Annotated in this window: 18 protein-coding genes; 12 read left to right on the top strand and 6 right to left on the bottom strand. The window is 67.2% G+C overall.

What is annotated here, in order from left to right:
• Positions 1-6: 6 nt before the first annotated feature.
• Both ACFVWG_RS23745 and ACFVWG_RS23750 read left to right on the top strand, forming a co-directional pair.
• Positions 7-1,236 (top strand): deoxyguanosinetriphosphate triphosphohydrolase, encoded by a 1,230-nt coding sequence (locus ACFVWG_RS23745; RefSeq protein ID WP_391545564.1) that lies wholly within the window; start codon positions 7-9, stop codon positions 1,234-1,236.
• A 10-nt stretch (positions 1,237-1,246) separates the two neighbouring features.
• Positions 1,247-2,491 (top strand): NAD(P)/FAD-dependent oxidoreductase, encoded by a 1,245-nt coding sequence (locus tag ACFVWG_RS23750; protein ID WP_391545565.1) that lies wholly within the window; start codon positions 1,247-1,249, stop codon positions 2,489-2,491.
• Positions 2,492-3,491: 1,000 nt separating this feature from the next.
• Here ACFVWG_RS23750 and ACFVWG_RS23755 read toward each other — a convergent pair.
• Together ACFVWG_RS23755 and ACFVWG_RS23760 are read right to left on the bottom strand one after the other, a co-directional pair.
• Entirely contained in the window at positions 3,492-4,322 is an 831-nt protein-coding gene (locus ACFVWG_RS23755; protein WP_391545566.1) for a TolB family protein, read from the bottom strand.
• Between the two features lie 9 nt (positions 4,323-4,331).
• A complete protein-coding gene (locus tag ACFVWG_RS23760; protein WP_391545567.1) occupies positions 4,332-5,915 on the bottom strand; it encodes a glycoside hydrolase family 99-like domain-containing protein in 1,584 nt (527 codons plus the stop codon).
• A gap of 63 nt (positions 5,916-5,978) precedes the next feature.
• Here ACFVWG_RS23760 and dnaG point away from each other — a divergent pair, with 63 nt between their 5' ends.
• The gene (dnaG, locus tag ACFVWG_RS23765; RefSeq protein ID WP_391545568.1) at positions 5,979-7,886 is read left to right on the top strand and encodes a DNA primase; all 1,908 of its coding nucleotides are present in this window, start codon (positions 5,979-5,981) and stop codon (positions 7,884-7,886) included.
• Here dnaG and ACFVWG_RS23770 read toward each other — a convergent pair.
• On the bottom strand, positions 7,870-8,472 hold the full coding sequence (locus ACFVWG_RS23770) for a TetR/AcrR family transcriptional regulator (RefSeq protein WP_391545569.1): 603 nt from the start codon (positions 8,470-8,472) through the stop codon (positions 7,870-7,872). The genes dnaG and ACFVWG_RS23770 overlap by 17 nt on opposite strands.
• A gap of 72 nt (positions 8,473-8,544) precedes the next feature.
• Here ACFVWG_RS23770 and ACFVWG_RS23775 point away from each other — a divergent pair, with 72 nt between their 5' ends.
• Positions 8,545-9,654, top strand: a complete 1,110-nt coding sequence (locus ACFVWG_RS23775) for an FAD-dependent oxidoreductase (protein WP_391545570.1) — start codon at positions 8,545-8,547, stop codon at positions 9,652-9,654.
• On the opposite strand, the gene ACFVWG_RS23780 is transcribed toward ACFVWG_RS23775, so the two are convergent.
• Positions 9,647-10,807: a N(5)-(carboxyethyl)ornithine synthase gene (locus ACFVWG_RS23780; RefSeq protein ID WP_391545571.1), complete on the bottom strand. Its 1,161-nt coding sequence runs from the start codon at positions 10,805-10,807 to the stop codon at positions 9,647-9,649. The genes ACFVWG_RS23775 and ACFVWG_RS23780 overlap by 8 nt on opposite strands.
• A 105-nt stretch (positions 10,808-10,912) precedes the next feature.
• On the opposite strand from ACFVWG_RS23780, the gene ACFVWG_RS23785 reads away from it, so the two are divergent.
• From ACFVWG_RS23785 to ACFVWG_RS23815, 7 genes are all read left to right on the top strand, one after another.
• The gene (locus ACFVWG_RS23785; RefSeq protein WP_391545572.1) at positions 10,913-11,200 is read left to right on the top strand and encodes a YiaA/YiaB family inner membrane protein; all 288 of its coding nucleotides are present in this window, start codon (positions 10,913-10,915) and stop codon (positions 11,198-11,200) included.
• A 34-nt stretch (positions 11,201-11,234) separates the two neighbouring features.
• Positions 11,235-11,618: a hypothetical protein gene (locus ACFVWG_RS23790; RefSeq protein WP_391545573.1), complete on the top strand. Its 384-nt coding sequence runs from the start codon at positions 11,235-11,237 to the stop codon at positions 11,616-11,618.
• 50 nt (positions 11,619-11,668) lie between these two features.
• Positions 11,669-12,460: a metalloregulator ArsR/SmtB family transcription factor gene (locus ACFVWG_RS23795; protein ID WP_391545574.1), complete on the top strand. Its 792-nt coding sequence runs from the start codon at positions 11,669-11,671 to the stop codon at positions 12,458-12,460.
• Entirely contained in the window at positions 12,457-13,047 is a 591-nt protein-coding gene (locus ACFVWG_RS23800) for a dihydrofolate reductase family protein (RefSeq protein WP_391545575.1), read from the top strand. The genes ACFVWG_RS23795 and ACFVWG_RS23800 overlap by 4 nt, the downstream gene beginning before the upstream one ends.
• A gap of 167 nt (positions 13,048-13,214) precedes the next feature.
• On the top strand, positions 13,215-14,951 hold the full coding sequence (locus ACFVWG_RS23805; RefSeq protein WP_391545576.1) for a hypothetical protein: 1,737 nt from the start codon (positions 13,215-13,217) through the stop codon (positions 14,949-14,951).
• Between the two features lie 56 nt (positions 14,952-15,007).
• On the top strand, positions 15,008-15,559 hold the full coding sequence (locus tag ACFVWG_RS23810; RefSeq protein WP_391545577.1) for a dihydrofolate reductase family protein: 552 nt from the start codon (positions 15,008-15,010) through the stop codon (positions 15,557-15,559).
• Between the two features lie 129 nt (positions 15,560-15,688).
• The gene (locus tag ACFVWG_RS23815) at positions 15,689-16,123 is read left to right on the top strand and encodes a hypothetical protein (RefSeq protein WP_391545578.1); all 435 of its coding nucleotides are present in this window, start codon (positions 15,689-15,691) and stop codon (positions 16,121-16,123) included.
• A 49-nt stretch (positions 16,124-16,172) separates the two neighbouring features.
• Here ACFVWG_RS23815 and ACFVWG_RS23820 read toward each other — a convergent pair whose 3' ends face one another.
• Positions 16,173-16,304, bottom strand: a complete 132-nt coding sequence (locus tag ACFVWG_RS23820) for a hypothetical protein (protein WP_391545579.1) — start codon at positions 16,302-16,304, stop codon at positions 16,173-16,175.
• Positions 16,301-17,305: an alpha/beta hydrolase gene (locus ACFVWG_RS23825; protein ID WP_391545580.1), complete on the bottom strand. Its 1,005-nt coding sequence runs from the start codon at positions 17,303-17,305 to the stop codon at positions 16,301-16,303. Before ACFVWG_RS23825 ends, ACFVWG_RS23820 begins: the two co-directional genes overlap by 4 nt.
• 230 nt (positions 17,306-17,535) lie before the next feature.
• On the opposite strand from ACFVWG_RS23825, the gene ACFVWG_RS23830 reads away from it, so the two are divergent.
• The gene (locus ACFVWG_RS23830; protein ID WP_391545581.1) at positions 17,536-18,426 is read left to right on the top strand and encodes an alpha/beta fold hydrolase; all 891 of its coding nucleotides are present in this window, start codon (positions 17,536-17,538) and stop codon (positions 18,424-18,426) included.
• Positions 18,427-18,458: the final 32 nt, after the last annotated feature.

Below are 18,458 nucleotides of genomic sequence, written 5' to 3' on the forward strand. Positions count from 1 at the left end.
GCGGTGATGAGGAAGCAGCACGAGTGGTATGACGAGCACGACGCCGAGCGGTGGGTCGCGGAACCGGTGAAGCGGCCGGGCCGGACGGCGTTCGCGCGCGACCGTGCCCGGGTGCTGCACAGTGCCGCGCTGCGGCGGTTGGCGGCCAAGACCCAGGTCGCCACCGCCGGCAGTGACGACTTCGTCCGCAACCGGCTGACGCACAGCCTCGAGGTCGCGCAGATCGGCCGCGAGCTGGCGTCGACGCTGGGCTGCGATCCCGACATCGTGGACGCGGCCTGCCTGGCGCACGACCTCGGTCACCCGCCGTTCGGGCACAACGGTGAGCGGGCGCTGGACACGCTGGCCGCTGACATCGGCGGCTTCGAGGGGAACGCCCAGACGCTGCGATTGCTGACCCGGCTGGAGTCGAAGACGTTCTCCGCGGGCCGCAGCGTCGGACTCAACCTGAGTCGCGCAACGCTCGACGCGTCCACCAAGTACCCGTGGCCCCGCCGCGCGGGCGTGCGCAAGTTCGGTGTGTACGACGACGATCTCGCCGTCTTCGAGTGGTTGCGGCAGGGCGTCGGCGAGCGGCAGTGTCTCGAGGCGCAGGTGATGGACTTCGCCGACGACGTCGCCTACTCGGTGCACGACGTCGAGGACGGGATCGTCGCGCACCACATCGACCTGGCCGCGGTCGACGCGGACCGAGCGCCGTACTGGGAGACCGTCCGGCAGATGTACTTGCCGGAGGCAACTGACGCCGAGCTGGACGAGGGCTGGCGGCGACTGACCGGGCTGCACTACTGGCCGGGTGGCGCGTTCGACGACAGTCGGCGCGCGCTCGGCGGGTTGAAGGATCTGACCAGCCAGCTGATCGGCCGGTTCGTGACGTCGGCCGAGCAGGCGACGCACGCGGTCTTCGGGCGGTCGCGGCTGATTCGGTACGAGGCGGATCTCGTCGTACCGGATGGGGTTCGGGTGGAGATCGGGCTGCTCAAAGGCGTCGGCATGTTCCACGTGCTGAACTCACCCGAGCGGCAGGCCCGCCGGGCCATCCAGCGCGAGCTGCTCACCGAGCTCGCCGACGCGTTGTGGAAGACCGGGCCTACCCATCTCGACGCTGCTCTGCGCGCGGATTGGCACGAAGCGCCGGACGACAACGCACGTCTGCGCGTGATCGTCGACCAGGTCGCCTCGCTCACTGACCCGTCGGCCCTGACCTGGCACGCGGAGATCGTTACGCAGGGCTAAGGTCAGTGACATGACTGCTGCAGAGCCCATCGTCATCGTTGGTGCGAGCCTCGCGGGAGCGACCGCGGCCAAGACCCTGCGAGAGGAGGGCTGGACCGGCGGGATCGTGCTGATCGGCAGCGAGACCGAGCTGCCGTACGAGCGGCCTCCGTTGTCCAAGGACGTCCTGCTCGCCAAGAAGGGGCCGGAGTCCGCGCAGTTGCACGACCAGCAGTGGTACGACGACAACACCGTCGAGCTCCGCCTCGGGACGACCGTGACCGCGATCGACAGCGCGGCGCACACGATCACACTGGACGACGGATCGACGCAGTCCTACGCGAAGCTGCTGATCGCGACCGGAAGCAGGGTCCGGCGCCTCGACGTACCGGGTGGGGACCTGCCTGGGGTCCACTACCTGCGGACCGCGGCCGAGTCGCAGGCGCTGACCGATGCGTACGCCGCCAAGCCGCGCGTCGTCGTGGTCGGCGCCGGGTGGATCGGACTGGAGGCCGCTTCGGCCGCCAAGGAACGCGGGTGCGAGGTGACTGTGGTTGAGCCGCAGTCGACCGCGCTGGCCTCGGTGATGGGTGCGCAGGTCGGTGAGCTGTACGCCGGGTTCCACCGTCAGCACGGGGTGGTGTTCCGCTTCGACACGACCGTCGAGGGCTTCGAGGGCACCGACAAGGTGACCGGCGTTCGGATCTCCGGCGACGAGGTGCTTCCGGCTGACCTCGTGGTGGTCGGCGTCGGCGTCCAGCCGAACACGGAGCTCGCTTCGGAGGCCGGGATCGAGGTCGCCACCCGCGAGGCCGGCTCGGGCATCGTCACCGGCGCCGACCTGAAGACATCCGCCGACGACGTGTACGCCGCCGGCGACGTCGTACGGTGGGATCACCCGCTCTTCGGTCGTCCGGTCCGCGTCGAGCACTGGCAGAACGCGAAGGACACCGGCGCCGACGCCGCCAAGGCGATGCTCGGCCAGGACGTTTCCCACGACGCGATCCCGTACTTCTTCACCGACCAGTTCGACCTCGGCATGGAGTACGTCGGCGACATCCCGCACGGCACGTCGTACCAGGTAGTCCTCCGCGGCGACCCGGCCTCCGGCGCCTACTTCGCGTTCTGGCTCGACGACGACCACCACATCCTGGCCGGCATGCACGTGAACATGTGGGACGACGGCGTCGGCGCCATCCGCGACCTGATCAAGTCCGGCAAACCGGTCGACCCGGCCAAGCTGGCCGACTCGTCAGTCGCGCTGACCGACGTCTAATCACCTCCAGTACGACGTCACGTGGTTGAGGGGCGCTCAAAGTGCCCCGGCCGCCCGACCTTGAGCGCGGCCCAGCCACTTCTCCGGGTGCGCTACACCTTTGTGGATGCTCAGTGCCACCCAACGCCCACCAGACTCCACAAAGGCGGCATCACGTGGTCGACGGGTGCTCAAGGTGACCCGGCCGCCCGACCTTGAGCGCGGTTCAACCACCCCGACGGGCGTCACGTGGATGCTCAAGGTGCTCAAGGTGATGCGTCCACCCGACCTTGGGCACGGCCCAACCATGCCGACGGGCGTCACGTGGTTGAGAGGTGCTCAAGGTGCCTCGCCTTGGGCGGTCGGCCGCGTTGTGGGTGAGTTTTTCGTCGCCTGGACCCGAAAACTCACCGCTAGCGCAAGGTCCGGGCATCACGTACCTCAGCCACAGCCCGTCAGCCCCAGGCAACGTGCACCTCGATCGCCGACCTGGCCATCCCCCTCAGCCATCTAGTTGGCGCGCGCGAAGCTTTCAGTCGACCGCCGGAGGCGGTCGAGGTGGCGCGGCGGGCCAGGTGAGCGGCTCGGCCGGCCACGTCGCGCTGTGGGCGAGATTGGATGCGGCCGATTAAAGACAGGGTGGCTGGGCAATGCGGTGGCTGAGGGGATGGTCCGGTCGGCGACCGCGCTCCCCGTCGCCTATGGCTGACGGGCTGTGGTTGCGGTGCGGGGAAGACGCTGGACGGGATCGTGGTTGCTTGGGGCCGACGGGCTTTGGTAGCGGCGCAAAGTGAGGGGATATCTGCTCATGTTGTCCCTTCTCCCCTGAAGTTTTGAGGGGAGAAGGGACAATTCCAAGGGATAACCCACCAGATGACGAGGGTCGGCAAAGGGTCTGATCCGGCGGGCGGCAACGGCGTCGGCGGGCGCGGGTGCATCCGGTACGGCGGCGTCGTGAGACGCGCTCGAACCCCGCTAACGTCCGAAGACACGCTGACCGTGTGGGCGGATGCTTCGGACGTCAGGGGAGGGGGTAGGCGACGTAGGCGAAGGCGGTGCTGTCGGGGGACCAACTGGGGACGTTCATGGTGCCTTGGCCGCCGAAGAGGGTGGCGAGGTCGCGGATGCCTTCGTTGGTGAGGAGGCGGATGCGGACGTCGTCGATGTCGGCTGGGTGGCCTTCGGTGCCGGGTGGGAAGCTGACGTAGGCGATCGACGAGCCGTCGGGGGCAGGGTGCGGGAACCAGTTCACGCGCTCGTCGAACGTGAGCTGCTCGATCTCGTCACCGGCGATCCGGAAGAGTTGGGCATGACCAGCTCGCTCGGAGTTGAAGTAGATCCACTGCCCGTCCGGCCCGTACTCCGAGCCGTCGTCGGCGTACTCGTCGTTCGTCACCTGTACGTCGGTTCCACCGGCTACCGGGATCGTCCACACGTTGGTGATCCCGGGCTCCAGGCCGATGTACGCCAGCGTCGTACCGTCCGGTGAAACGCCGTGCAGGTAGTGGTGGAAGGCGGGGCCGCGATCGTTCGTGACTCGACGACCAGGTCCGCCGGCGAGCGGTACGGCGTACAGGTGTCCGTCATCCGCCGACACGTAGACGATCCGACCGTCGGGGCTGACGACGTGATCGTTGTTGATGTCCGGTACGCCGCCGAGTTCGATCTCGATCAGTCCATCAGCGACGCGGAACAGCTTGCCGTTGCCGTTGACGATCAGGTCGCCGGCGGGTGTCCAGTTGGGTGCTTCGAAGAGCACTTCGTCCGAGGTGAACACCAGGCGGTGCTCACCGGTGCGGACGTCGACGACGCACAGCTCGGAACGTTGGCCGGGGCGCAGGGTTCGGGGCACGCAGCCAACTTAGCTGGTGCAGCCCGGGCCCTGGAGGGCTAGTTCAGCCTGCAGGATGTCGAGGTAGCGGCAGCCGTCGCGCTCGTTGGGTTCGATGATGCCGCCCTCGTGCCACTCGTTCCACGCGTACAGGAAGAGGTAGTTGTCGACCGTGGACGGGCGAGTGGATGCGGCCATGTCGGCGGTCGCGTTGCGGACTGCCTGGCGGAAGCCGCAGAAGGACTGGTCGGGCATCCAGCGGATCTTGCTCACGTCGGTGTTCTCGATCGGGTAGCGCGGCCGCTCGTCGAAGTCCGACAGCACGCAGCGGCCGTACGCACCGGTCGGCGCCTGGTTGTAGAACTTGCGCTGGTCACGCAGGTACGTCGCGTAGGAGCGCGCCTCGATACTCGGTCCGTCGGTTGTGCAGTACGGCGAGTTGGCGCCGGCGTTCGTGACCTGCTGGGGATCGAATCCGGCCTGGTTGATCATCACGTACAGGTCCTGACCGGACTTCGCGCGGACCGCGTCGATGAACTGCTTGACCTGTGCGTTGCTGCCGTCGCCGAGTCCGCGGGCGTCGCAGATGTTCAGGATCTTCCGGCCGTCGTTGGTGCGCAGGGTGTTGTCCTGCTGCAGGTAGTGAGCCAGGTTGGTCGCGACCGCGTCGTACTGGGCGACTGGGATGTTGAGCGGTGCGTACGGGTGGGCGCAGACGCCGACGGTGAAGTCGATGCTGTCCTTGTTGCTGGCCTGCAGGAACGCATCGAGCGCTTTGTCCGTGAGGTCCTGGCGCTGCTTGGTGTTGTCCCAGTAGTAGTAGAAGTTGAAGAAGCTCAGCCCGGCCGAGGTCGCCTGGGTGATCTGCTTCTCCAGCGTCGCCGGCTGCGAGTCGTCGTAGTACCCAATGGAAGGCTTGAGGTTCGACCAGTCCTCGCCGGGCCAGTTGTCGGTCGCGTAGTGCGTGCCGTCGTGGAAGTCGCGGACGCCGCCCCACCAGTCGTTGTCGCGACCGTAGATCTCCTTGGTGCGTTGGATGATCGTCGGGTGGCCCCCGCTGTGGAACATGCCGAAGTAGACCGCTCCGGCACGGACGTAGTTCTGGCGGACATAACCGACCGGGCCGTCGAGGGTGTAGCCCGCGTTCAGCAGTTCGGTCGTGCGTGGCTCGAGCGCGAGTCGCCACTCGGATCCGTTCGTGAAGCGGCGCAGCTGAACCAGGCCGGCGCCGGGCCGAGTCGCGACGTACCCGGCCGTGCCTTCGCTGACCCAGCCCTGCGTGATGAGGGCGTCGCGCTCCTGGGTGGACGCGGTGAAGAGCCACTTCGAGGCGGTCGCGGACGGCTTCAGGCGGAACAACGGCGTCGAGCCGGTGGTCGCCGTACGGTCGACGAAGCCCGTCGTACCGGGCTGGCGGCGGTAGCCCGCGGCCGTCGCGGCGTCGAGTTCGCGGGGGTCGGCGGTGTAGAGGCGGCCGACGCCGCTGGGGGAGACGAGCTCGACGAAGGGCACCGGTGGCACTGGCTTCTCGGCGGCCTGACTGGCGCCTGCGGTCAGCAGAGCCGCGACGGTGGCTGCGCTCAGAGCGAGCAGCCCGATGATTCTTCTTCGCACGAGTTATCCCCAGATCGTCGTCCCGCGGGCCGAAGCACTTGCCGGAGATCGTAGACTCGCGGGGTGGCAGGCAGGATCAAGGACGAGGACATCGCGCTGGTGCGCGAGCGCGCGCGGATCGACGAGATCGTCGGCTCCTACGTGACCTTGAAGAACGCCGGGGGCGGCTCGCTGAAGGGGCTGTGCCCGTTCCACGACGAGAAGTCGCCGTCGTTCAACGTCACCCCGGCCCGCGGCTTCTTCTACTGCTTCGGCTGCCAAGAGGGCGGCGACGTGATCGACTTCATCCAGAAGATCGATCAGATCAGCTTCCACGAGGCCGTCGAGACGCTGGCCTCGAAGGTCGGCATCCAGCTCCGGTACGACGAGTCCGGTGCCCCGATCCAGCGTGGTCCCGGCAATCAGCGGCCGCGGCTGGTCGAGGTGCACAAGGTCGCTGCTGAGTACTACGTCGAGCAGCTGTTCGGTGCGCCGGAGGCGGCGCCGGGCCGGCAGTTCCTGGACAAGCGAGGGTTCGACCGCGACGCCGCGGTGATGTTCGGGGTCGGATTCTCGCCGCGCGGTGGTGAGGCGCTGACCAATCACCTGCGCCAACGCGGCTTCACCAACGCCGAGCTGGTCGCGGCCGGCGTCTCCGCCGAGGGCCAGCGCGGGCTGTACGACCGCTTCCGCGGCCGCCTGATGTGGCCGATCCGGGACGCGTCCTCGGACGTCATCGGCTTCGGCGCCCGGCGGCTCTTCGACGACGACAAGATCGAAGCGAAGTACCTGAACACCCCCGAGACGCCGATCTACAAGAAGTCCAAGGTCCTGTACGGCGTGGATCTCGCTCGCCGTGAGATCGCCAAGGGCCACCAGGCGGTGGTCGTCGAGGGCTATACCGACGTGATGGCCTGTCACCTGGCCGGTGTGCAGACTGCGGTCGCGACCTGTGGGACGTCGTTCGGCGAGGACCACTCCCGGGTGCTGCGGCAGCTGCTGCTCGACCACGACCAGTTCCGCGGCGAGGTGATCTTCACCTTCGATGGTGACGAGGCCGGTCAGCGGGCGGCGCTCAAGGCCTTCGCTGGGGACCAGGCGTTCGCCGCGCAGACCTACGTCGCGGTCGAGCCGGATGGGCTGGACCCGTGTGACGTGCGGCTGCAGAAGGGCGACGCTGCGGTCCGTGAGCTGATCGGCCGCCGGGTCCCGCTGTACCGCTTCGTCCTTGGGAACGTGCTGTCGAAGTACGACCTGGATCGCGCCGACACCCGGATCGACGCGTTGCGCGACGCGGCGAAGCTGGTGGTCAGCATCCGCGACCGCTCGAAGGTGGACGCGTTCACCCGCGAGCTGGCCGGGCTGCTCGGCATGGAGGTCGACCAGGTTCGGCCCGAGGTGCACCGCGCCGCGTCCCGGCCGGCGACGCCGCCGCAAACGCCGCAGGGACGGACGCCGGTCACCACGACGACCGAGGCTCCCGCGCCACCACCGCGCCAGGACCTGCCGTCGCCGCGCGATCAGCGGTTCGTGATCGAGTGGGACGTGCTGAAGATCGCGATGCAGCACCCGAATCTCGTCGGGGCCGCCTTCGACGAGCTGGACGACCAGGACTTCACGCATCCGTGGCTTGCTGCGGTTCGCGCCGGGATGGCGAAGATCGGTGGACCGGCCGCTGCGGCACCAGGTGAGGCCTGGGTGGTCGGCGTACGCGATGCCATCGGCAACGATCCGGCCGCCGCCGTGGTCGGTGCGCTCGCGGTCGATCCGCTGCGGCTGGGCCGGGAGCCCGACGAGCCGTATGCGCTGGCCCTGGTGGCGCGGGTGCAGGAGCTGACCTGCGCGCGGCGGATCATGGACCTGAAGTCCAAGCTGCAGCGGACCAACCCGATCGACAAGGCCGACGACTACAACCGGATGTTCGGTGAGCTGATCGCGCTCGAGGCCTACCGCGCCGACCTGCGCAAGAAGGCCATCACGGGCGCGATCTGAGTTCGGACACCAGTACGGCGGCCTGATCGGCGTACTGGCTGGGGAAGTCGGGGCTGTCCGGGTCGAGGCCGAGGGCGCGGGCGATCTGCGGGAAGACGACCGGCGCCGCGGAGATGCCGAACAGGGCGAGGGCGGCGTACGCCGGGTCGACGTTATCGGGGAGTTCGCCTTCGGACTTCCGGCGGGCGAAGTCGGCGAGCATGCCCTGGAAGCGCTGGTACTGCGCCTCTTCGTCACCGCCGCCGTCGCGGTCGATACCTTCGCGCACCAGGAGGCGGAGCAGATCGGGCTGCTCCATCGTGGCGCGTGCGTAGGCGCCAACGACCTCGCCGAGTGTGCCCGCGTTCTCGGTGAGGGTGGGTTCGCCGGCTCGCCACCGGTCAGCGACGGCTTGGTAGAGGCCTTCCTTGCCGCCGAAGTAGTACGAGATCAGCTGCTTGTTGACCCCGGCCCGGTCGGCGATCGCGCTGACTCGCGCACCGCTGAACCCGTGCGCGCCGAACTCGGTCACGGCCGCGTCCAGCAGTTGCTGCTTGGTCCGCTCGGCGTCGCGCTGCCGCTCGTCAGGCCCCGGTGATCTCCGCATGGCGTCGAGTCTACCCGTGTGCTACTTTAGTCATCCAGATGGATGATTAAAGTCTACGGAAGGGTGATTGTGATGAAGGTGGCGATTGTCGGGGCCGGGGTCGGCGGGCTGGCGCTGGCCCAGGGACTACTCAAGGCTGGGGTCGAGGTGCGGGTGTACGAGCGCGATCCGTCGCCGGCGTTCCGGCGGCAGGGGTACCGGATCCACATCAGCCCGGCGGGGGAGCAGGCGCTCGCGGCGGTCCTTCCGGATCGGGTACGGCGGCGCGTGATCGAGACGGCAACCCGGCCGGGTGATCTGCTCGCGGGGTTCGACACCCAGCTGAACAAGCAGTTCGAGCAGACCTTCCCGATCAGCGGCCCGGACAGTGTCACCTCGATCGATCGGTACGCGTTCCGGCGCGCGATGATGACCGGGCTCGAGGAGGTGATTGCCTTCAGCAAGGAATTCATCGCGTACGACGTTGTCGGTGACGGCGTGGAGATCCGGTTCGCCGACGGTACGACGGAGCAGGCCGACGTACTGGTGGCTGCGGATGGGGCCGGGTCCCGCGTGCGGGCGCAGTTGCTGCCGGAGTTCGAGGTGCACGACAGTGGGATTCGGTGCATCTACGGGAAGATTCCGCTGACCGAAGGGCTCTCGGTCCCGCCGGAGTTCCTGCGTGGATTCTGCTTCCTGAACGACGGCGTCGGGGTGGGCGCGGCCTTCGCACCGGTGTTGTTCCGGACGCCGCCCGAGGAGTACGGCGACTACCTGATGGCGGTCATGACCGGGACCTCGGACCAGCTGGGGCGGACCGACGACGAGCTGTTCACCATGCCGGCCGAGGAGCTGTGGGCCCTTGTGGGCAAGCAGGTTGCCAACTGGAACCCGGTGGTCCGCTCGCTGGTGGATGCCGCGGCCGCTTCGGCCGCATTCCCGATCACCTTGCGCACGTGTACCTCGGTGATGCCGTGGCCCGAGGGTCCGGTCGTGCTGCTGGGTGACGCCATCCATCCGATGCTGCCGTCGGCCGGCGCTGGTGCGAACACCGCCCTGTGGGACGCGGCGCGGCTGACCGATGCGCTCACGGGCGGGAGCTCGCTGGCGTCGTACCAGGCTGAAATGCTCGCGCACGGCATGGCGGCGGTGACCGAGTCGCTCGAGAACGCCAAGCGGATGTTCGATCTGCGGCTTACATGAGGGGGTAGGGGTAGTCCTCCGCGCGGTTCTGGAAGGCCAGGATCGCCGGGTTCTGGATCACTCCGTCACCGATCTCGATCGCCTTCCGCAGCGTCTCGTTCTCCTGCCAGGCGTCCGGTCCGGCGAGCACCGCGGGCAGATAGGGCAGTAGGGCTTCGCTGATCTCCCAGGTCGCCGAGTCCCACAGGTACGACGGGCTGTGGTCGACGCCGTAGTACAGGATGTTGTCGCCGACGATGAACGACGGGTCGTTGAAGGTCGTCGGCTTCGCCCAGCTGAACCCCATGCCTTCGTCGCAGGAGACGTCGATGATCACGCTGCCCGGGCTGAACAGGGCGAGGTCGTCGTCGATCAGGAAGGTCAGCGGCGCGGCGGTGTCCTGGAGCACGCAGTTCACGATGATGTCGTGCTCGGCGAGGAAACCGGCGAGCGGAACCCGGCCGTTCTCGGTGGACGCGTAGCTGCGGCGGGGATCGGAGTCGTCGGACTCGTCCGGGACATCGTGGTCGAACTGCACGATCTGCGCGGAGTGGATCGGTGAGGCGACCGCGGCGACATCGCGGTTCGTGAGGATGTCCACGTCGTGTACGCCGAGCGCGCTCAGCGCGGTGACCGCACCTCGGGCGGATGCCCCGAAACCGATCACGGCGGCGGTCATCCGGCGGCCGTAGTCGCCAGTCACCCCGGCGAGCGACAGTGCGTGCAGCACCGAGGCGTATCCGGCGAGCTCGTTGTTCTTGTGGAAGACGTGCAGGCTGAACCAGCCCTCAGTGGTCCAGTGGTTCATCGCCTCGAAGGCGATCAGGGTCAGCTTCTTGTCGATCGCCAGCTGCGTGACCGCCGTGTCCTGCACGCAGTGCGGCCAGCCCCACAGCACCTGACCAGTGCGCAGCTCGGCGAGATCCTGCGCGAGCGGCTTGGTCAGCAGGATGACGTCACACTGCTCGATCAGCTCCGCGCGGGAGCGCAGTCCGCCGACCAGCGGAGCCAGCTCCGCATCCGGTACGCCGAAGTGTTCGCCGTACCCGTGTTCGAGGAAGATGCTCGGTCTGAGCTCCGGATCGATGCGCGAGAAATGCCGTGGATGAATCGGGAGACGGTGCTCGTTCTCCTTGTTCGTGTGCGCGATGATGCCGAGATTGAGCTGGTCCACAGGGCCCCTTTGGTTGACCCCTGTTTAGCACAATGTCATCTGAGCAGTCCTCGGTTGAGTAGTTCAGCGGATGCCGGAACGGTCCGGAATCGCGACGATCTCGGTATGACGAAACCGATCCAGCCCTCGCAGACCACCGCCTACTACGTCCAGGCCGTCGTGTCGTTCGGCATCGCGCTGACCGCCATGACGGTCGCGGTCATCTACCTCCCCGCCGCCGGCTGGGTCCGCGCCTTTCTCGCCCTCGGCGTGATCTACCTGGTGACCTCGACCGTCACCCTCTCGAAGGTCGTCCGCGACCGGCAGGAGATGTCCGAGGTCAGTACCCGGGTCGACCAGGCCCGCCTCGACAAGCTCCTGTCCGAACACGACCCCTTCCGCATCGACAGCTGAGCCCTGTCAAGGCATCTCGTCGGCAGTCGTCTAGGTGGACGATGTGGTGGCGCAGACCGGTGGGCGGCAGGTCGCGCTGAACCAGGTCGCATGGAAGGGGGGAGTGACGACGCTGGTCCTCCCCGGGGAGACGCGGGCCCGGCGGCTGGACCAGTCGCCGGCGCAGGTCGCGGCCTGGCCGTACGGGTGCAGCTACCTGTACTTCTGCACGTACGCCAACCGCGACTACAGCGGCGCCCAGACGTTCCTCTACGACTGCGTGAGTACGGCGGTCCTGCCGTTCCGCTCGTATGTGAACAACCAGACGAGGGGCACCATCGCGCATTGGGGCGGCCACGTCATCGGCCAGAGCAAGCCGGCGCCGTCAGGTTCGCCGTTCGACACGATCACGGACTACATCACGGTCAAGCCCTGCTGATTCGACATATTCCTTGACAAGAATATTCTCCGTGGAGAATACTTCGGGTCATGGAGCAGATCGCAGCGGTGCTGGGGGACGGGGCGCGGTGGCGGATCGTCGAGTTGCTGGCGGCGCGACCGCGCTCGGTCGGTGAACTGGCCGAGCTGACCGGAGTGCGGCAGCCGCAGGCGTCGAAGCATCTGCAGACGCTGGCCAAGGCTGGTCTGGTGACGGTGTTTCCGCTGGGACAGCGGCGGGTGTACGCACTCGAGGTTGGTCCGCTGGTCGCGTTCGAGGGTCGGCTGCGTGGACTGATCGAGACCGCCGAGGCGCATGCGGGGGAGCGGGACGTGCTTGCCCGCTACCGCGACGCTGTGGTGAGCGAGACCGCGCTTGCCGACCGAGATCGGTGGGCCGACGGGCGGACGTTCTCGTTCGAGCGGTTGCTGCCGGCAGCGACTGAGGTCGTCTGGCGGCATTGGGTCGAACCGGCCTTGCTCGCCTCGTGGTGGGTGCCGCCGTCGATGAGTATCAGTGAGGCACTGCTCGAGCCGCGGCCGGGTGGTCGGGCGGTGCTCGAATACCGCTCGCCCGATGGCCGGTACCGGTCCGAAGGGACGGTTCGCGAGGCAACGCCGTACGGGCGCTTGGTCTTTGACCTGGCGGTGGTCGGCGAGTCCTTCCGCGCGACCTATGAACTCACGCTGAAAGCCGTTGCCGAAGGCACCCAACTTCTGCTCCGGATGCGGATCGACGACACCACCGTCGCTGCCGCACCGTCCATTGCCGGCATCGAGCTCGGCTGGAACCAGGTACTCGACAATCTCACCCACGCGATCGACAAGGACTCCCCGAAATGACCAACCGTTTGGTGACCGCCAACCTTGCCCTCAGCCTCGACGGGCACTACCACGGCGCAGGTGGCCAACAGGACTTCGCGCCGTTCATTCCCTTTGTCACAACGGATGTCGCCCGCGACCAGATGACCCGCGCCTGGGAGAACGCCACCACGGCACTCCTCGGTCGCAACAGCGCCGAAGGCTTCATCGGCTTCTGGTCCACCGTCGTCGACAACGAAGAAGCCGACCCCCGCGACCGCGGCTACGCCAAGTGGCTCGTCGACGTCGAGAAGGTAGTCCTCTCCAGCACTTTGAAGGACGCGCCGTGGGACCACGCGCGGATCGTGAACGCCTCCGTGGCCTCCGTCGTCGCCGACCTCAAGGCCACCGGTGAAGGCGAGATCCTCGTCAACAGCGCCCCCACCGTCATCAAAGCCCTCCTCGCCGAAGACCTCATCGACCGCCTCTACCTCACGGTCGTCCCCGTCGTCACCGGCGGCGGCTCCCGCCTCTTCGAGACCGGAATCCCCAGCACCAACTGGACCCTCACCCACCAACAAGCAGGCCCCGCCGGCGAGATGGCCGTCACCTACACCCGAGCCCGCTGAGCCCTCATCGGTGCTCCGGCCGCCACTGCTGTCCGGAGACAGGAAATGGTGGCCAGAGATCCCGCACCACAGGTCTCCGGCCGCCACTTGTTGTCTCATGCCCGGGCGAACCGCCTTGTCCGCAAGGGGATTTGGCTTGTTATCGTTTTGTGACTACAATAGAACGCATGTTCGAAGATGTGTTGTCTGGGCTCTCGACGCCCGACTTGCTGGAGTCGGCCGCCGAGGAGCGCGTGGCCGAGTCCCGGTCGGCGGCGCGGACGCTCCTCTGCGCCGTGGTGTTTGCCGACCGCAACCATCCGGACGTCTGCGCAGACCGATCCGGCCGTCGCTCGGCCGGTGGGGGCGAGCGCGCGATCGTTCTAGGTGGCGATGGGTGCCCGCCGATCATGGAGTTCTGCATCTCGGAGTTCGGCGCGGTGTTGGGTGTCTCGCCGGGGGTGGCGCGGGACTACTTTGCGACCTCGTTGGGATTGCGGCATCGGTTCCCCCGCCTCTGGGCCCTCGTCCTCGGCGGCCAGGCGACCCCGTGGAAGGCTCGCAACCTGGCTCGCGACTGCGAGAAGCTGTCGCTAGAAGCCGCGCTGTACGTCGACGAACGGGTCGCGCACTTGATGGACGCGATCTCGCCCACTCGGCTGGCCAAGATCATCAGGGCCGCCAAGATGTATGCCGACCCTGGGCGGGCCAAGGCCGAGGCTGATGAGAAGACTGGCGAGCGTGGTGTCTGGGTGGGTCAGGCCGACGAGCACGGCACGAAGACGTGCGTGATCAAGGCGTCGTCGGCGGCGGTCCGGCGGCACAAGGCCAAGATCGACGAGATCGCCGACGCCTTGCAGGCCCAGGGGGACAAGCGCAGCATCCAGGCCCGCCGTGCCGAAGCGGTCGGCATCATGCCTGACTCCGCCTACACCGACGAACTCATCGCCCAGGCCCGCGAATACCGCGCCACCGATCCCGCGTCTGGTGCTGACCCCACCCCCGCATCCGACTCCACTCCTGCGCCGACTGCCGCGTCCGCATCTGACGGCACCCCTGCGCATGCTGCCGCTCTCGCGTTGAGTCCCAGCCCCGCGGCGGATCCCGGTAGCGCGGCTGCTGCCGCTCCCACCTCCGCGTCCGCTCCCGCTCACGCGGCCCCCGCGCCTGGCCGTGCCGCCGCCTGCGCGTCTGCCGTCACTCCCGGCCTCGGGGGTGCACCCGGTGATCCCAGTGTGGGTGGGCTCCCCGATCGCCTCGACCAATCAGACACGCCGTCGATAGAGCCGTTCGACGTCAGTAGCTCACCGGCAGCGGCAGGTGAGCCGATGAGTGCTGACGAGATGCGTGCGCTCGCGGCGCGGCTTGCCCAGGTCAAACGGGATGCTTACGCCCGCTTACGTGGTGAGCGGTCTGCCTCGCCGCGCCCGGGAAAGATCGAGGTGTATGTGCATCTCACCGATCACACCCTGGCTACCGGCTCCGGAGTCGTGCGTGCCGAAGGGATTGGGCCGCTGCTCCTTGACCAGTTCACCGAGCTCGTCGGATACGGGCCCTATGTGGTGAAGCCTGTCATCGATCTGAACAAGGCTGTCAGCTCCGATGCCTACGAGATCACCACCCAGATCCGCGAACACGTCAAGCTCATCCACCCGGTGGAACTGTTCCCCTACGGCAATCGAGAAACCACCAACAGCATCGACCTCGATCACATCGAGCCGTATGACCCGCTCGGTCCACCGGGTCAGACCAACACACAGAACCTCGCCCCGCTCGGACGCTTCAGTCACCGGGTGAAGACTCACGGTCGCGGCTGGAAGGTCCGCCGAACCGACGCAAACACGATCGAGTGGACGACACCCCATGGGTTCGTGTTCCGCGTCGACCCCACCGGCACCCATCGAGTCCCCAAGGGCGGGCCCTGATCGTCCGACGGCTGTGAGTCTTGTTCACTCCGCCTGCCTCGGTGCAACATGCCGGGATGGGTCTGACGACGTACTACATCTTCGCGAGCCTGGACGGGTTCGTCGCCGCTGAGGACAACGGGCTGGACTGGCTGTACGAGCTGGATCCGGGCGACCGCGACTTCAGTACGTACATGGAGGGCGTCGGCGCCTTCGCGATGGGATCGTCGACCTATGAGTCTGTACTACGGGACTCGGGTCTGCTCGAGCATCCGGAGCGCTGGATCGAGGGGCACCGCGGGCGGCCGGCTTGGGTCTTCAGTGGCCGCGAGTTGCCGGCCGTGCCGGGGGCGGAGATCACCTTCGTGTACGGCGATGTCCGGCCGGTGCATGCGGCAATGGTCGCGGCGGCGGGGGACAAGGGAGTGTTCATCGCCGGCGGAGGTGGCCTGGCGGCCGAGTTCTTCGCGGCCGGCCTGCTGGATCGGATCGTCGTCGGCGTGGTCCCGGCGATTCTCACGGCAGGTAAGCCGTTGTTCCCCCAACCGGTCACCTCGGCGCAGCTCAAGCTGGAACATGTCGAGCACGTCAGGCAGGTCGCGTACCTCACCTATGCCTGTCTCCGCTGAACTGAGAATCTGTTCTACCAGTAAGTAGGAAAACTTACTGTGACCTGTTGACTACCTGCGGTGAGGGCTTTAGCGTCGGTGGCGGCAGCCGCTGCGACTCTTAACCGCCCCCCTCCCATGGAGGTCGCCATGCGCTTCCGTAACTCCGTTCTGTCCGCTCTCCTGGTGGCGTCGACCGTCGGCCTGGCCGCGGGTCCGGCGTACGCCCGGCCTGATGCGACTGGCTCCGGCACGATCACGTTCCAGGGCACGTCGTGCGCGTTCGCGTTCACCTACGCCGGTGGTCCGCCGCCGGCCGCCGTACAGATCCAGTCGATCGACATCGCTGACAGTTGCTCCGCCGACGGTACGGCGTCCGGCACGCTCACCTTCGGTCCCGGCAACGCAGCAAGCCTCACGCTGAACGTCTCCGTCACCAAGCCGATCGGCTGCGGCTACTCAGGCACACTGACCGGAACGTACTCGGGTAACGCCGGCACGTTCCCCGAGCAGAGTGTGCCCAAGAAGAGCGGTAGCTTCCTCTGTCCGAACCCGGCCAAGATCGCGATCACCGCAACCCTCTGATCGCAGTTCGGGGGACACCTCATCGTGTCCCCCGAACGTCGTCGGCGGCTCAGAAGCTGGTGAGGAGAAGAAGGAGGTACACGCCGACGGCCACGACAACGACGGCCACGATGAGACCTGCGTAGCGGAGCACCCGCCACGTGGTCCAGCGCCGGCCGCCGGTTTCCTCGGGCACGCTCACGACGTCACCTCCGTACGAGAATGTTCGTCGAGAAATCCGAGCGTCGTCTGGAAGAACGCCACGGCCTGCGGGTGGGAGAAGTCGAACTGGTACTCATGGGTGAGACCGTCTCCGCTGTAGAAGGTGCTCGTCACCGGCACCCCCTTGCCCTGCAGGGCGGCGACGAACCCGCGACCCATGGCGTCGAACGGATCCTTGTCGCCCACCGTGAGCAACGTCGGCGGGTAGGCGGCCGTGGCCTGGTCGATGGTCGACAGCTGGTTGATCCGCTCGTAGTTCAGCCAGTCACGGCGACCGAGATAGGACCACATGAACGTCCGGACGAAAGGGAACCCGCTGGCTGCGAAGGCCGGCATGTCGTAGATCCCGCAGAACAGCAACGCGCCGCGCAGAGCCGATGCCGGTACGGCGGGCTGCAGCGGCATGTCGTTGGCAAGTGCGGGGTTTGTCACCAGAGCAGCGAGCTGGCTCGCGAGTTGACCGCCCGCGGAGTCGCCACCCACGAAAAGCCGGGTTGCGTCACCGCCGAATGTGTCCGCGTGGTTCGCAAGGTAGCCGAGCGCCTCGTTCGCCTGGCGGATCGGCGTCGGGTACTGAGCTTGGGGAGCGAGCGTGTAGTCGAGGCTGGCCACGACGTAGCCCCGTGCCGCGAGCATCATCGTGTAGTCCCCGACGGACTCTTTGCTCCCCGAGATGAATCCGCCGCCGTGGATCCACAGGATGACGGGCAGTCTGCCGCCCTTCGGCGCCTTGGGCGCGTAGACGTCGAGCGCCGCGGGCGGAGCATCGGCAACCGTGACCGCGATGTCGCGGGTCGCGGTGACGCTCTGCCGCACCGCGTCGAAGTCCGGCGGTGCTGTCACCGGGGGACCCGCTTCGAAGAGCGTCTTGACCAGCGCAGCCCCGGGCTGCACCGATAGCCGAGCGACGGCGAACGGTGAACCGACCGCCACGACCGCCGCAATCAGGCCGATCAGTAGGCGACGCCTGCCTTTTCCCATCTTCACTCCGTGGTTCGGGCCGGGGAGATCAGATCCCGGCCGTTGTCGATGATCTTCTCGGCGAAGGAGCCGATCGCGGCGCAGAAGTCGCTGCGGTCCATAGAGCACCTCCGACGCAATCGACCTAGAACCATGTTTCGATTATTGCCACCGGACAAGCTTGTTCACAACACCATGCACTGAACCTGACACCTGATTGCAAGAATCACGTTCTGTCGTAGGCTCGAGACATGAATAACCTGCCCGGGCTGCCGCTGCGCGATCTGGCGGGCTTCGCCCATCGTTGGGCCGACGCGGACGGCATCCAGTTGCACGCAGTGGAAGGTGGTCGGCCGGGTGGCCCCACCGTTGTCCTGCTCGCCGGATTCCCGCAGACCTGGTGGGCCTGGCACCAGGTGATGCCGCGCCTTGCCGAGCGCTTCCGCGTGATCGCGATCGACCTGCCGGGCCAGGGTCACTCCGATCGTCCCCACGGGAGCTACAACACCCACCTCCTCGCCGAGCGCGTACAGACCGCACTGACCGCGCTCGACGTGCCGAAGTACTGGCTCGTCGCCCACGACATCGGTGCCTGTGTCGCCTTCTCGCTCGCGCTGAAGTACCAGGACGACTTGTACGGCGTCGCTCTGCTCGACGCCGGCATCCCCGGAATCACCGTCCCCGACCCTTGGAAGGCCTGGCACCTGGCATTCCACCTGGTGCCCGAACTACCCGAGACGCTGATCACCGGCCGCGAACGTGACTATGTGGGCTGGTTCCTGCGGCACAAGACACTGTCCCCGAGCACGTTCCACGACGCCGACATCGACCTCTATGCGGCGTCCATCGCAGCCGAGGGCGGGCTCCGGGCGGCGCTCGCCTACTTCCGCGATGCCCCGGAATCAGGACGCCTGAACCGTGCAGCTCTCGCCGCGAACGGCCACCTGACGATCCCGGTCCTGGGAATCTCCAGCTCCCATGGCTCGATCCCCGATATGGCCGCCGCCCTCAGCTCCTGGGCGGACAACGTGACCGGCATCGTCATCCCGGAGGCGGGGCACTTCATTCCCGAGGAGCAGCCCGACGCTACCGTGGACGCGCTGACCACATTCATCGATCGTCGTGGTTCAAGTGCTACTTGATGAAACGACGTTCTGTGGGTGATCGATTGGTG

Origin of the sequence: Kribbella sp. NPDC058245, from assembly GCF_042882005.1 — a bacterium.
Classification (GTDB): domain Bacteria; phylum Actinomycetota; class Actinomycetes; order Propionibacteriales; family Kribbellaceae; genus Kribbella.

What these genes read in the sequence shown, in the direction of transcription:
- ACFVWG_RS23785 (WP_391545572.1), top strand. Translation starts at nt 10,913, where the DNA reads ATGACGAAACCGATCCAGCCCTCGCAGACCACCGCCTACTACGTCCAG.
- ACFVWG_RS23830 (WP_391545581.1), top strand. Translation starts at nt 17,536, where the DNA reads ATGAATAACCTGCCCGGGCTGCCGCTGCGCGATCTGGCGGGCTTCGCC.
- ACFVWG_RS23805 (WP_391545576.1), top strand. Translation starts at nt 13,215, where the DNA reads ATGTTCGAAGATGTGTTGTCTGGGCTCTCGACGCCCGACTTGCTGGAG.
- ACFVWG_RS23825 (WP_391545580.1), bottom strand. Translation starts at nt 17,305, where the DNA reads ATGGGAAAAGGCAGGCGTCGCCTACTGATCGGCCTGATTGCGGCGGTC.
- ACFVWG_RS23775 (WP_391545570.1), top strand. Translation starts at nt 8,545, where the DNA reads ATGAAGGTGGCGATTGTCGGGGCCGGGGTCGGCGGGCTGGCGCTGGCC.
- ACFVWG_RS23800 (WP_391545575.1), top strand. Translation starts at nt 12,457, where the DNA reads ATGACCAACCGTTTGGTGACCGCCAACCTTGCCCTCAGCCTCGACGGG.
- ACFVWG_RS23810 (WP_391545577.1), top strand. Translation starts at nt 15,008, where the DNA reads ATGGGTCTGACGACGTACTACATCTTCGCGAGCCTGGACGGGTTCGTC.
- ACFVWG_RS23750 (WP_391545565.1), top strand. Translation starts at nt 1,247, where the DNA reads ATGACTGCTGCAGAGCCCATCGTCATCGTTGGTGCGAGCCTCGCGGGA.
- ACFVWG_RS23795 (WP_391545574.1), top strand. Translation starts at nt 11,669, where the DNA reads ATGGAGCAGATCGCAGCGGTGCTGGGGGACGGGGCGCGGTGGCGGATC.
- ACFVWG_RS23745 (WP_391545564.1), top strand. Translation starts at nt 7, where the DNA reads ATGAGGAAGCAGCACGAGTGGTATGACGAGCACGACGCCGAGCGGTGG.
- ACFVWG_RS23770 (WP_391545569.1), bottom strand. Translation starts at nt 8,472, where the DNA reads ATGCGGAGATCACCGGGGCCTGACGAGCGGCAGCGCGACGCCGAGCGG.
- ACFVWG_RS23815 (WP_391545578.1), top strand. Translation starts at nt 15,689, where the DNA reads ATGCGCTTCCGTAACTCCGTTCTGTCCGCTCTCCTGGTGGCGTCGACC.